Raw genomic sequence first — 12,999 nt, 5'->3', positions numbered from 1 at the left:
AAAGCTTTACGCCGGATCATACCGGCTTTTGCGGCGGTCAAACCACGGCTGGCCGTTCTTGGCAAGTATTTTCATGCATCGCCCACGCAGCATGGCCCGTTTGCGGGGTATCCCGCAAGGCTTGATGTCTCTGCGGCGCGGATGAAAAATCAGCTTTTCTGGAAAGCCAGATGCACGCCAAGCCCCATCAGCACCGTTCCGGCGGCGCGCCGGGCCAGAGCCTGCACGGCGCTCGACCGCTTCAGACGCCCGACCATGGCGCCCGCCAGAAGCACGCCGACGAGATCGGCGGAGGAGAAAATGAAATTGACGGCGATGCCGAGGATCAGGAACTGCAGCCAGACCGGGAAAGCGGCCGCCGGATCGACGAATTGCGGCAGGAAGGCCAGAAAGAACAGCGCCGTCTTCGGATTGAGGACATCAACGATGATACTGTCGATGAAAGCCCGACGCGCCGATTTCGGCTCGATGGTCAGATTGACCGCTTCGCCTTCCAGCTTGCTGCGCAGCATCGAGAAACCCAACCAGATGAGATAAAGCGCGCCGCACAGCTTCACCGCGAGGTAAAGCCATGGCACCGCCTGAAACAGCACGGAGAGACCGGCCGCAGCGGCGAAGATATGAAAATAGCAGCCGACATGGATGCCGAGTACCGCCATCAGCCCGGCAAACCGACCCCGCGCCATGGTCTGTGCCGCCGCGTAAAGCATGGCCGGACCGGGAATATAGGCGAACAGGGCGGTGGTTATGAAAAAGGCTGTCAGCAGTTCAAAAGACGGCATGATGTATGTTCCCTACCCTGTTTGGCGCGCAGTCGATCTCAAACGGCTGAATGACGTCTTTACAATCTTTCCGGTTCGACCGGAAGTGTGGCGGCGACCAACACCGATCACGATCAAACTCGCTGCTCCTCCTCCGTCATGCCGGACTTGATCCGGCATCCAGCCGACGCGCGTCTGTGCGGCGAAAGGAGTCTTCTCAGCCCAAGGACTTGGGCTGGCTGGATTCCGGCTCAAGGCCGGAATGACGGGAGAAGGAAGAGTCCGCGAACATAATAAAGCGCCGAGCCTCGCCAGCTTACGCCGAGGGAAATTCCGCAAGCCGTGCGGCATAACGCGCCATCGTATCGACTTCGAAATTGACGAAGTCTCCGGGCTGGCGCTCGCCCCACGTCGTCACAGTGAGCGTGTGGCGGATGAGCAGCACGTCGAAATCGGTGCCTTCGACGGCATTGACGGTCAGCGAAGTGCCGTCGAGCGCCACGGAACCCTTGGGCGCCACGAATTTCGCCAGATGGTCCGGTGCGCGCAGGCGGATACGTACCGCTTCGCCTTCCGGCTCCACGGCCAGGATTTCCGCCTTGCCATCGACATGGCCGGAGACGATGTGACCGCCAAGCTCGTCGCCGATCTTCAGCGCCCGCTCCAGATTGACATGGGTGCCCTGTTTCCAGCCGGCAATCGTCGTCAGGCGCAGCGCCTCTTCCCAGGCCTCGACCTCATACCAGCGCTCGTTGCTGCCGTCTTCCGGCAGCCTCGTCACCGTCAGGCAAATACCGCCATGGGAGATGGATGCGCCCATATCGATGGTCTTGGGATCGTAGTTGGTCGCCACCCGCAGACGAATGCCTTCAGCCAGGGCTTCCAGCTCGGAAATGGTTCCAACGTCGGTGACAATTCCGGTAAACATCAAATCGGCCTTTCATAATCGAAGCAGCGATCCGGCCCATAGACGGTTTCGCTGACCAAAGCATAATCGCCCGTGATATCGGCACGGCGGAGCGGCGTTTCAATGCCGCCCTCACCGATCACGACAGGGCTTTCAAACAGCATGATACGGTCCACCAGCCCGGCTTCAAGGAATGATTTTGCGGCAAAGGCACCGCCTTCGACCAGAAGTTCCGACATGCCGCTATCGGCAAGGATGTGGAGGAGGTTTTCGAGGGTTGTGGCTTCGAGGATCTGGACGCCAGCGTTGGTGAGGAGTTGGCGCTTTGACTCGCGGTTACCCCCCTCTGCCCTGCCGGGCATCTCCCCCTCAAGGGGGGAGATCGGCAAGGGGCTAGCCGCTCGCGCAAATTTTTTCCCGGTTTCCCATTCGCCTTCGTTGGAAAGCAGACTAGACGGCGCTCCGTCGAGGGCAGAGGGGGGTAAAGCCGCAACCACCACCGGAACCTCCCGCGCACTCCGCACCAGCTTCGACGTCAGCGGCAATTCAAACTGCCGGTCCAGCACGATGCGCACCGGCGAGCGCTGCTCCATGCCGGCGATCCGCACCGTCAGTTCCGGGTCATCCGCAATCGCGGTCCTGATGCCGACGAGAATACAATCGCAACGCGCCCGCAGCTCATGCACGGCATGGCGAGCCTTAGGACCGGTGATTGCCACCTGCCCCTCGCCTTTCCTGCCGATCATGCCATCGGCGGAAACGGCAAGTTTCAGAATCACATGCGGGCGTTTTTTCATCTGGCGCGTGAGGTAACCGGCAAGCGCCCTCTTACCCTCATCACGCAGCAGGCCGGTTTCCACGACAATGCCGGCATCGCGCAAAATCGTATAACCACGGCCGGAAACACGCTCATCCGGATCATCCACCGCCACCACGACACGGGCGACGCCGTATTCGACCAGAGCATTGGCGCATGGCGGGGTCTTGCCCCAGTGCGAGCATGGTTCGAGCGTCACATAGGCGGTAGCACCACGGGCCGCCTCGCCGGCGATTTCCAGCGCCTGACGTTCGGCATGGGGGCGACCGCCGATGGCAGTCACCGCTTCGGCGATGATTTTCCCGTCCTTGACGAGAACACAGCCGACCGAGGGGTTGGTCAGCGTCTGGCCCTGGTGGCGAAGCGAAACCTCGATGGCGCGGGCCATGAACCTTTCGTCATCGGCACGGCTCGTCACGGCTAGACTCCGGCGTCCGTGTCGCGGGCGATCTTGGCGTTGATTTCGGCAATCACGTTTTCAAAATCCTCGGCATGGCTGAAATCGCGATAGACCGAGGCATAACGCACGAAGGCCACGTCATCGAGGCTTTTCAGCGCTTCGAGAACCTGCAGGCCGATTTCTTCCGAGGGAATTTCCGTCTCGCCGGAGCTTTCGAGACGACGGGCAATGCCTGACACGGCCCGCTCGATCCGGTCGCGGTCAACCGGGCGCTTGCGCAGCGCGATCTCGAAGGATCGCACCAGCTTTTCCCGGTCGAAGGGCAGCTTGCGGCCGCTTTTCTTGATGACCATCAGCTCACGCAGTTGCACGCGCTCATAGGTCGTGAAGCGGCCGCCGCAATCGGGGCAGATGCGCCGCCGGCGGATGGAGGTGTTGTCCTCCGCCGGACGCGAGTCCTTGACCTGTGTGTCTTCGGAACCGCAAAATGGGCAGCGCATCGTCTTTTTTCCTTACATGTACGGGTACATCGGGAAACGGTCGGTCAGGCCGACGACCTTTTCACGTACCGCAGCTTCGACGGAGGCGTTGCCCTCGTCCGAATTGGCAACCTTCAAGCCGTCAAGAACCTCGACGATCAGCTTGCCGATTTCGCGGAATTCCGCTTCCTTGAAACCACGCGTCGTGCCGGCCGGCGTGCCAAGACGGACACCGGAGGTGACGAAGGGCTTTTCCGGATCGAAAGGAATGCCGTTCTTGTTGCAGGTGATGTAAGCGCGGCCCAGGGCTGCTTCCGCACGCTTGCCGGTGGCGTTCTTCTTGCGAAGGTCGACCAGCATCAGGTGGTTGTCCGTGCCGCCGGAAACGACATCCAGACCGCCTTCGATCAGGGTTTCGGCCAGTGCCTTGGCGTTCTTGACGACCTGTGCGGCGTAGTCCTTGAACTCCGGCTGCAGCGCTTCACCGAAGGCCACTGCCTTGGCGGCGATGACGTGCATCAGCGGGCCGCCCTGCAGGCCGGGGAATACGGCCGAATTGAACTTCTTGGCCAGATCCTCTTCATTGGTGAGGATCATGCCGCCACGCGGGCCGCGCAGCGACTTGTGCGTCGTCGTCGTTGCAACATGGCAATGCGGGAACGGCGACGGGTGCTGGCCACCGGCAACGAGACCGGCGATGTGGGCCATGTCGACCATCAGGTAAGCGCCGACTTCATCGGCGATCTCGCGGAAACGCTTCCAGTCCCAGACGCGGGAATAGGCGGTGCCACCGGCGAGGATCAGCTTCGGCCGGGTTTCCTTGGCCTTGCGCTCCACTTCGTCCATGTCGAGCAGGTTGTCGCCTTCGCGCACGCCGTAGGACACGACGTTGAACCATTTGCCGGACATGTTGACCGGCGAACCGTGGGTCAGGTGACCTCCCGAGTTCAGGTCGAGACCCATGAAGGTATCACCCGGCTGCAGGAGCGCGAGGAACACGGCCTGGTTCATCTGCGAACCGGAATTCGGCTGGACGTTGGCGAAGTTGACGCCAAACAGCTTCTTGGCGCGCTCGATGGCAAGCTCTTCAGCGATGTCGACGAACTGGCAGCCGCCGTAATAACGCTTGCCCGGGTAACCTTCGGCATATTTGTTGGTCATGATCGAACCCTGCGCTTCAAGCACGGCGCGGGAAACGATGTTTTCCGAGGCGATCAGTTCGATCTCGTGGCGCTGGCGACCCAGTTCCTTCTCGATCGAGCCGAAAATATCCGGATCAACTTCGGCAAGCGGACGGGAGAAGAAAGCATCTGTGTTCGACATGGTGAAGGCTCCTGAAACAGTAATGCGATGGCGTCTTAGCGTTCCGCCCGGACAAGAGCAATACGAGGTGCGAGATTTGCCCGTCAAAACGCGACGTTGCGACAAAAAACGGCAGCTGTTCTCAGAAAATCGTCAAGAAAAAAGCCGCACCCGAAGATGCGGCCTGTTTTCATCGATAAAAGCGCCGATCAGTTGCGCGGCAGAAGGTCGTCATCAACAGCGCCAGCCGGCTGCTCCATGCCGCTCGTGGTGTTCAGCGCCAGTTCGGCGTTGCCGTCCTTCTCGTAGATATCGTCGCGGAACTGCACCACGCCGTCCTTCGCAGACCATGCGGTGATGTAGACGAAATAAACCGGCACTTCCTGAGCCAGCTTGATCGGCGTGTTGACGCGGGTGGCGATGACGCGTTCCATTTCCTGACGCGACCAGCCGGGCGTGTCGCGCAGCAGCCAGCTTGTGAGGTCGCGCACATTCTGAACGCGCACGCAGCCGGAGGATTCGAAACGCATCAGCTTGTTGAACAGGCCCTGCTGCGGCGTGTCGTGCATATATTCGTTGTTCGGATTGTGGAAGTTGATCTTCGTCGAAGACATGGCGTTGATCTTGCCGGGGTCCTGACGGAACATCAGGTTCGGGGCCTTCGGCGCGAACCAGTCGACCGCGGTCGGCGGCACTTCCTGTCCCTTGCCATCGATGAGGCGGATATTGTTCCGCTCCAGATAGGTCGGGTCCTTCTGCATCAGCGGCACGATATCCTTCTCGATGATCGAGCGCGGCGCGGTCCAGTAAGGGTTGAGGATGACCTCGTAAATCTTGGAATTGATGACATGCGTCGGGCGGCTGGCGCGGCCGACGACAGCCGTGTTGCGCAGGACGACGCGCTCATTCTCCACCGCTTCGATGGCAGCGGCCGGAATATTCACCATCAGGTGACGCGGACCGAGATCGCCCGACATGGACTGGATGCGCACGAGGTTGGTCTGCAATTGCGCCAGACGAATCTGGGCCGAAACATTGAGCGCCTTGGTGGTATATTCACCGCTGACACCATCGGCCGGAAGACCATGGCGGGCCTGGAAGCGTTTCAGCGCACCATCGACGTAACTATCGAAGGCGCTGGAAATGCCGGCTTCGCGCGGCAGGTCGCCGGACACCATCAGTCGCTGGCGCAGCGCCTGTACGGAGGGGTCGGAGACGCCGATCTGGAGACGCTGCTGGCTGACGGGCACATCCGGCCAGCCGCCATTCTGGACGATCTGCTGATATTGCATGATCGCCTGCTGCATGTAGACCGGCGCTTCCCGGCCGAGAACCGGATTGTTGGAAACGACGCCGACGGCGGAACGCGACGTATTGGCGTCGAACTGGTCATCCCAGTTGCCGCGGCGTGACGAACCCATGAGGTCGTTCAGCGCATTTTGCGCCAAGGCCGGCGCGGCAAGTGCTGCAACACCAACGGAAACGGCTGAGCGCAGAAGCGCGCGGCGCGATACGGAATCGGAAACGGATTTCTTTGTCATTCTACCTACCAGCCACTCTCTTCGGCATTCTCAACAATGCCTAAATCAATATGATTAACAAACACGTACAACGTGCCTGCCGGCCGGTAATGCTCGAGGCCCAGGGTCTGGGCGCTACAGCCTGGCGGAACAGTCGGGACTTGCCGCGACAGCAGGAGAAACAGCCGGCTCCCTCACCCTTGCCGGTCCCATATCAATATGGCCAATTCGTGTCACGAGCCTTTTCTCACAAAGCTGTGTTGCCTGAAAACAAAGGCGAAGGCTCGGATAAGGCACCGGGCTTGACATGAAAAACAAGCGTCGGCGTTGCACGGAATCCGCAAGCCGGAGGCAAAGCGATGCCCCCGGCTTAAACAGTGAACCCGTCGCGGATATTAGAGACGATAAGCGATCGAGTCGTTCCAGAAGCGATCGAGGCGCTGCAGCAGCTTGTTCATTTCGGAGAACTCGCCGGTGCCGATGCCGCCGACCTTTTCGATCGAGCCGACGTGGCGTTCATAAAGGCGGGCAACCGTTTCGGCGATGGCCTGGCCTTCTTCGGTCAGGCTGATGCGGACCGAGCGGCGGTCGACACGCGAGCGCTGGTGGTTGATGAGACCGAGGTCGACCAGCTTCTTGACGTTGTAGGAAACGTTAGAGCCGAGGTAGTAACCGCGGGAACGAAGTTCACCGGCCGTCAATTCGGAATTGCCGATGTTGAACAGCAGGAGCGCCTGTACGGCGTTGACGTCATCACGACCCTGACGATCGAACTCGTCCTTGATGACATCGAGGAGGCGGCGGTGGAGACGTTCCACCAGATGCAGCGACTCCATGTAGAGCGAACGGATGGTATCTTCGTGTGCGTCGGCAACAACGGCCTGCGGCTTAACTTTGCTATTGATCATGACTGCCTCACTGTTTTGTTTGGCGGTGTGTTTGTTTGTCTCCCGCCTTGAGTGAGAACCTAATCAATGCGCATAAAATTCTACTTAAAAGCTACGATTAACAAATGGTTACCTGCATTTTCCCATGAGGACCCAACTTGTGGCGAAGCGGGAATGGTCAGAGGCCATGCATTATAAATCAATGACTTAGAGGTAAAAAACAGCCTGAAAACAGGCCGCATTGCTTTATTCTTATGGTAAATCAATTCTTGCGCGTTCTTCATTCTGGCGGTGATCCAGCCAGAAAGCGACCAGAAATAGTATATAAATGGTTGCCACGAGACCGTGCATGACGGGTACCAGCGTGTTGGCGCCGAAGATATGTGGCCATACCTTATACATGGCGATCTGCGCGCCTGCCCCCATGACCCACATGACCGCGCCCCAGGAGGCGCCAAGCCAGAGACCGAGGGCCGCAACCGGGAAAATAACCGCCAGTGCACTGCCCGCCACCCGCCAGGGCAGGTTCAGCATATCGAACCGCCCCTGCCCGCCCAGCGAATACCCCGTGAGCATTGCCCAATATTGCAGGCCGAACCAGAAACAGGAGACCGCGACCAGCCTCATGAAGACCAGAAAGAGGATTTCCGTAAGCGGACGCTTCGGCAGAGGTTGAGAATCAGGTTCCATGGCCGGAAGATACGGTCTCGACGGGCGGGCGACCAGCCCATATTGAATCCGGTGGTCTACCTTGTCAAAGCATCGCTGCCCGGCAAGGCAGGCAAGAGGGAAAGCCAGGGCGACATTGTCGCATTCGCACGGCGCATGCTTCATGTTATGCAGCTTGCGAAATTTGACCGAAGGACATTCTGACATGCAGGACAAAACGCATCTGGTCGACGAGATCACCGGCCATCGCCGCATGCGGCGCAATCGCAAGGCGGATTGGACGCGCCGTCTGGTGCAGGAGAACCGCCTGACCGTCGACGATCTCATCTGGCCGGTCTTCATCGTGCCCGGCAGCAATATCCTCGATCCCATTCCGGCGATGCCCGGCGTCAACCGCATGAGTATCGACAAGCTCGTCGAAGCGGCGAAGGAAGCCACCGACCTCGGCATTCCGGCAATCGCCACCTTCCCGAATATCGAGATGGATCTGCGTGACGAGACCGGCTCTAATGCGCTCGAGGCCAACAATCTCATCAATCAGGCGACGATCGCGGTCAAAAAAGCCGTTCCAAATATCGGCATGATCACCGATGTCGCGCTCGACCCCTTCACCAGCCACGGGCATGACGGCATTTTGCGCGGCGACGAGATCGTCAATGACGAGACGGTCGATCAGGTCGTCAGGGCGGCGATCCTGCAGGCCGAGGCCGGTTCGGACATTATTTCTCCGTCGGAAATGATGGATGGCCGCATCGGCGCCATTCGTCGCGGCCTTGATGCCGCCGGGCACCAAAATGTCGGCATCATGGCTTACGCAACGAAATTCGCCTCCGGCTATTATGGCCCCTATCGCGAGGCCATCTCCACGGCCGGCCTGCTGAAGGGCGACAAGAATAGCTATTACATCAGCCCTGCCAACGGCATGGAAGCGATCCGTGATGCGGCGCTCGATGTGGAGGAAGGCGCGGATATGCTGATGGTCAAACCCGGCCTGCCCTATCTCGACATCTGCTGGCGGCTGAAGGAGAATTTTGGGCTGCCGACTTTCGCCTATCAGGTGTCCGGCGAATATACCCAGATCAAGGCGGCGGCCATGAATGGCTGGATCGACGGCGAACGGGTGATGATGGAAACACTTCTCTGTTTCAAGCGTGCAGGCTGCGATGGCATCTTGAGCTATTTCGCCATCGAGGCTGCACGCAAACTCGCAAAGGGCTGACGGCCACCTCTTATTGTATTCGGTCGTTTTCTTCCCATATTGTCTGCTGACACGGCATATAAGCCGCGCTGTCAGACCTTTTCAGGAGAGAACGAAAGATGAGCCTCGACCAGAACCCCACTTATGCCGCACCGGACGACTGGCGCGCCTATAGCGGCGTCCTGAGCCGGCGCGTCTTCGCGTTCCTGATCGATTACGCGATCGTTCTGCTGCTTTGCATTCCGGCCGCCGTGATTGTCTTCTTTCTCGGCGTGATTACATTCGGCCTCGGCTTCTTCCTCTACCCGGCGCTGTTCGTCATCGTCGCGGTGCTTTATTTCGGCGTATCACTCGGCGGTCCCTCGCAGGCCACACCCGGCATGCGGGCGATGGGCATCGCCATGGCGCGCATGGATGGGCGGCGAATCGATTTCCTGCTGGCGACCGTGCACATCGTGCTGTTCTGGGTCATCAACTCGGTTCTGACGCCGCTGATACTGCTCGCAGGCCTGTTTACCGAGCGCTCGCGCCTCGTTCACGACTTCCTGCTCGGCACCGTCATGGTCAGAACACGCTGATATCGCAGAAAGCCACGAAAACGTGGCTTTTAAAGGCGGTAAATACCTCATCCCGCAGTTGACGTTTTCCGTCATTTTGCCATTCTGTGAAATTATGCATGTCGCTTGAAGCGCCGCCGCCAACCCCGTGAAATCGCGGCGCGCTTTCATAACAGACGCAGGAGGCGATCACGGTTCGATGAACACGCAGGCGACGCCCTCCCCCCAATTCTATCTTACGGCGCCGGCCACCTGCCCCTATCTGCCGAACCAGATGGAGCGGAAGGTCTTTACGCATCTGGTTGGCCCGCGCGCGTCAGACATGAACGACCTTCTGACCCAGGGCGGTTTCAGGCGTTCGCAAAACATCGCCTATCGCCCGGCCTGCGAAAACTGCCGCGCCTGCGTTTCCGTGCGCATCCTGACCGAGCAGTTCCAGCCGACGAAATCGATGCGGCGCGTGTTGTCCATTAACAAGGATGTCGTCGCCACCGTTCACGCCGCCGAACCTTCCACCGAGCAGTTCTCCCTGTTCCGCCGTTATCTGGATCACCGCCACCAGTCTGGCGGCATGTCCGACATGTCGGCGCTGGACTATGCAATCATGGTCGAAGACACGCATGTGAACACCCGCATCATCGAATACCGCGTGCGCGAACCGGGCTCCGGCATTGATTCCAGCAAACGCGGCGAGTTGCTGGCCGTGGCGCTCAGTGACGTGATGAGCGACGGCCTGTCGATGGTCTATTCTTTCTTTAATCCCGATCTCGAAAAGCGCTCGCTCGGCACCTTCATGATCATCGATCATATCACCCGCACCCGCGCGCTTGGCCTGCCGCATGTCTATCTCGGCTACTGGGTCGATGGTTCGGAAAAGATGGGCTACAAGACCCGCTATCACCCGCAGGAACATCTGACGCCGCGCGGGTGGGAGGTTTATCACCCTGACGAAGAATAACGGGGTCGCCACGTCCTATTCAATTCGGATAGCAAAAACACACGAAAGACGTCCCGAATAAACTTCCGGGACGCCACTTCAATATTACCCGCCAAATTTCCCGCTACGTGGAAAACCCTTCGGCACGGTGCGGCCAACGGTGGCACGGTCGGCCAGCCATTCGCGCAGTTCTTCACCCACCTTGTTGAAGAGACGCCCGGCCGTGTCCGACCAGGACAAGCCCTCGGCGAGCGCGAAACATTTCACGTCGATGACACCGCCATCCTTGTAGCGTTGCAGGCGCACGCCCTTGCCGCGTGACATTTCCGGCACCTGCGACAGCGGGAAGGCCAAAAGCTTGCGGTTTTCGCCGACAACAGCGACATGGTCGCCCGTCACCGGCACCGCCAGCTTGGCTTCGTCAGGCATGGCGACATTCATGATCTGCTTGCCCTTGCGGGTATTTGCGACCATTTCGCTTTCCGCCACGATGAAACCGTTGCCAGCGGTGGAGACGAGCAACAGCTTGCGTGAGGGATCATGGACGAAGGCGGTCAGGATGTCCTGATCGTTCTCCATGTCGACCATGATGCGGATCGGCTCGCCATGGCCGCGCCCACCCGGCAGCTTGTCGGCGCCGAGCGTATAGGCCTTGCCGCCGGTGGTCAAAAGCAGCAGCTTGTCGGTGGTCTGCGCCGGGAAGGCAAGCTTCGGGCCGTCGCCTTCCTTGAAGGTCAGGGTCGACGTATCGGACATGTGGCCCTTCAACGCCCTGATCCAGCCTTTCTGCGAAATGACGATGGTGACCGGTTCCTTTTCAATCATCGCCTGCTGGATGGCCTCGATATCGGCATCCGGCGCATCCGCGAACTGCGTGCGGCGGCGGCCAATTTCGGTTGCCTTGGCATATTTCTTTTTGACCTCGCCGATTTCCCAGGCGACGGTCTGCCACTGCTTGTCGTCGGAGGCGAGCAAGCCTTCGATTTCGGCCTTCTCGCTGCTGAGTTCATCGAACTCCTTGCGGATTTCGAATTCCTCGAGCTTGCGCAGATTGCGCAGCCGCATGTTGAGAATGGCTTCGGCCTGGTTGTCGGTGAGTGACCACTTGGCCATCATCACCTGTTTCGGCTCATCCTCCTCGCGGATGATGCGGATTACCTCATCCAGATTGAGATAGGCGACCAGCAGGCCGCCCAGAATCTCGAGCCTGCGATCGATAGCGGCCAGACGGTGGCGGGAGCGGCGGACCAGCACGTCCTTGCGGTGCGCCAGCCATTCGGTCAGCACCTCGTTCAGCGCCATGACCTTCGGCACCTTGCCAAGCGACAGCACGTTCATATTGAGCGGCAGGCGACTTTCGAGGTCGGACAGGCGGAACAGCGATTCCATCAGGAGCGTCGCATCGACGGTGCGGTTCTTCGGCACCAAGACGATGCGCACGTCTTCGGCGGATTCGTCGCGAACATCTTCCAGCAGCGGCAGCTTGCGGGCGAGCAGAAGCTCGGCGATCTTTTCGATCAGCCGCGATTTCTGCACCTGGAAGGGAATTTCGGTGATGACGATCTGGTAACCGCCGCGACCGAGATCTTCCGTTTCCCATTTGGCGCGCACACGAAAACCGCCGCGGCCGGTCTTGTAGGCATCGAGAATATTCTCGCGGCTTTCGATGATCACGCCACCCGTGGGCAGATCGGGGCCGGGAATGAACTCCACCAGCTTTTCGACCGTCGCATCGGGATGCTTGATGAGATACAGCGCCGCATCGCAAAGTTCGTGGGCATTGTGCGGCGGGATCGATGTCGCCATGCCCACGGCAATGCCAGAGGCACCATTGGCCAGAAGATTCGGGAAAGCACCCGGCAGGACCACCGGTTCCTCGTCTTCCTCATTATAGGTGGCGCGGAAATCCACCGCGTCCTCGCCAATGCCTTCCAGCAGCAATGCAGCCACATCGGTCATGCGCGCTTCGGTGTAACGATAGGCGGCAGCGCCGTCGCCATCGATGTTGCCGAAATTGCCCTGCCCGTCGACGATCGGATAACGCTGCGAGAAATCCTGCGCGAGGCGCACCAGCGCATCATAGACCGACTGGTCGCCATGCGGGTGGAACTTACCGATGACGTCACCGACGATACGGGCGCATTTCTTGAAGGCCGAGTTGGGACGAATGCCCATTTCGCTCATGGCGTGAATGATGCGGCGGTGAACCGGCTTCAGCCCGTCACGCACATCCGGCAGCGCACGATGCATGATCGTGGACAAGGCGTAAGCGAGGTAGCGCTCTTCAAGCGCCGCCTTCAAATCGACCGGATGAATGTTATCGTCTCCGCCAGACGGAGGTACAAGATTTTTTCCCATGGTGCTTGACTAGCCGAAATGCCGATTCCCGGCAAGAAACTCAGGGGTTTGCCCTGTGGATGAAAACACCTCTTTCGTGAGGTTTTTTGTTAACCGCGATCTAAATGCCGCAATGCCGCCGTCATGGGAATCGATCTAAATTCTGTAGACCTTTGAATAATCGTGAATATAAGTATCACCATTAGCATTCTGACAGGGTGCACATCC

At 59.4% G+C, this 12,999-nt stretch carries 12 protein-coding genes; 3 read left to right on the top strand and 9 right to left on the bottom strand.

Annotation, left to right across the window (positions count from 1 at the left end; all coding sequences use genetic code 11):
* Nucleotides 1–149: 149 nt before the first annotated feature.
* The 8 genes from QSV77_RS04095 to QSV77_RS04060 all read right to left on the bottom strand — a co-directional run bounded on the left by QSV77_RS04095 (nt 150) and on the right by QSV77_RS04060 (nt 7,763).
* Complete coding sequence (locus QSV77_RS04095) at nt 150–782, bottom strand: LysE family translocator (RefSeq protein ID WP_065115375.1); 633 nt, start codon at nt 780–782, stop codon at nt 150–152.
* A gap of 295 nt (nt 783–1,077) precedes the next feature.
* Complete coding sequence (locus QSV77_RS04090; protein WP_302732606.1) at nt 1,078–1,689, bottom strand: riboflavin synthase; 612 nt, start codon at nt 1,687–1,689, stop codon at nt 1,078–1,080.
* Nucleotides 1,689–2,903, bottom strand: coding sequence for a bifunctional diaminohydroxyphosphoribosylaminopyrimidine deaminase/5-amino-6-(5-phosphoribosylamino)uracil reductase RibD (gene ribD, locus QSV77_RS04085; RefSeq protein ID WP_302732605.1), 1,215 nt, complete (start codon nt 2,901–2,903; stop codon nt 1,689–1,691). The genes QSV77_RS04090 and ribD overlap by 1 nt, the downstream gene beginning before the upstream one ends.
* 2 nt (nt 2,904–2,905) lie before the next feature.
* Nucleotides 2,906–3,385, bottom strand: a complete 480-nt coding sequence (gene nrdR / locus QSV77_RS04080) for a transcriptional regulator NrdR (RefSeq protein WP_006312828.1) — start codon at nt 3,383–3,385, stop codon at nt 2,906–2,908.
* Nucleotides 3,386–3,397: 12 nt separating this feature from the next.
* Nucleotides 3,398–4,687, bottom strand: a complete 1,290-nt coding sequence (glyA, locus tag QSV77_RS04075) for a serine hydroxymethyltransferase (RefSeq protein WP_269698174.1) — start codon at nt 4,685–4,687, stop codon at nt 3,398–3,400.
* Nucleotides 4,688–4,875: 188 nt separating this feature from the next.
* Complete coding sequence (locus QSV77_RS04070; protein ID WP_142839547.1) at nt 4,876–6,207, bottom strand: murein L,D-transpeptidase; 1,332 nt, start codon at nt 6,205–6,207, stop codon at nt 4,876–4,878.
* 374 nt (nt 6,208–6,581) lie between these two features.
* Nucleotides 6,582–7,091: a MarR family winged helix-turn-helix transcriptional regulator gene (locus QSV77_RS04065; RefSeq protein ID WP_169539083.1), complete on the bottom strand. Its 510-nt coding sequence runs from the start codon at nt 7,089–7,091 to the stop codon at nt 6,582–6,584.
* A gap of 234 nt (nt 7,092–7,325) precedes the next feature.
* The gene (locus QSV77_RS04060; RefSeq protein WP_046798867.1) at nt 7,326–7,763 is read right to left on the bottom strand and encodes a DUF6163 family protein; all 438 of its coding nucleotides are present in this window, start codon (nt 7,761–7,763) and stop codon (nt 7,326–7,328) included.
* A gap of 184 nt (nt 7,764–7,947) precedes the next feature.
* Between QSV77_RS04060 and hemB the strand changes: the two genes are divergently transcribed.
* From hemB to QSV77_RS04045, 3 genes are all read left to right on the top strand, one after another.
* Nucleotides 7,948–8,961: a porphobilinogen synthase gene (hemB, locus tag QSV77_RS04055; RefSeq protein WP_302732604.1), complete on the top strand. Its 1,014-nt coding sequence runs from the start codon at nt 7,948–7,950 to the stop codon at nt 8,959–8,961.
* A 98-nt stretch (nt 8,962–9,059) separates the two neighbouring features.
* On the top strand, nt 9,060–9,518 hold the full coding sequence (locus tag QSV77_RS04050; RefSeq protein WP_302732603.1) for an RDD family protein: 459 nt from the start codon (nt 9,060–9,062) through the stop codon (nt 9,516–9,518).
* A gap of 178 nt (nt 9,519–9,696) precedes the next feature.
* Nucleotides 9,697–10,455, top strand: coding sequence for an arginyltransferase (locus QSV77_RS04045; RefSeq protein WP_302732602.1), 759 nt, complete (start codon nt 9,697–9,699; stop codon nt 10,453–10,455).
* Between the two features lie 84 nt (nt 10,456–10,539).
* Here QSV77_RS04045 and parC read toward each other — a convergent pair whose 3' ends face one another.
* Nucleotides 10,540–12,792, bottom strand: a complete 2,253-nt coding sequence (gene parC / locus QSV77_RS04040) for a DNA topoisomerase IV subunit A (RefSeq protein WP_302732601.1) — start codon at nt 12,790–12,792, stop codon at nt 10,540–10,542.
* Nucleotides 12,793–12,999: the final 207 nt, after the last annotated feature.

The organism is Agrobacterium sp. V1, from assembly GCF_030518355.1.
Classification (GTDB): Bacteria; Pseudomonadota; Alphaproteobacteria; order Rhizobiales; family Rhizobiaceae; genus Agrobacterium; species Agrobacterium cucumeris.
Note: the sequence above shows the minus strand (reverse complement) of the source record. Positions and strands in the feature narration are given on the sequence as shown.

Coding starts and splice junctions, on each gene's coding strand:
- hemB (WP_302732604.1), top strand. CDS start 7,948: ATGCAGGACAAAACGCATCTGGTCGACGAGATCACCGGCCATCGCCGC.
- glyA (WP_269698174.1), bottom strand. CDS start 4,687: ATGTCGAACACAGATGCTTTCTTCTCCCGTCCGCTTGCCGAAGTTGAT.
- QSV77_RS04090 (WP_302732606.1), bottom strand. CDS start 1,689: ATGTTTACCGGAATTGTCACCGACGTTGGAACCATTTCCGAGCTGGAA.
- QSV77_RS04045 (WP_302732602.1), top strand. CDS start 9,697: ATGAACACGCAGGCGACGCCCTCCCCCCAATTCTATCTTACGGCGCCG.
- parC (WP_302732601.1), bottom strand. CDS start 12,792: ATGGGAAAAAATCTTGTACCTCCGTCTGGCGGAGACGATAACATTCAT.
- QSV77_RS04050 (WP_302732603.1), top strand. CDS start 9,060: ATGAGCCTCGACCAGAACCCCACTTATGCCGCACCGGACGACTGGCGC.
- QSV77_RS04095 (WP_065115375.1), bottom strand. CDS start 782: ATGCCGTCTTTTGAACTGCTGACAGCCTTTTTCATAACCACCGCCCTG.
- nrdR (WP_006312828.1), bottom strand. CDS start 3,385: ATGCGCTGCCCATTTTGCGGTTCCGAAGACACACAGGTCAAGGACTCG.
- QSV77_RS04060 (WP_046798867.1), bottom strand. CDS start 7,763: ATGGAACCTGATTCTCAACCTCTGCCGAAGCGTCCGCTTACGGAAATC.
- QSV77_RS04070 (WP_142839547.1), bottom strand. CDS start 6,207: ATGACAAAGAAATCCGTTTCCGATTCCGTATCGCGCCGCGCGCTTCTG.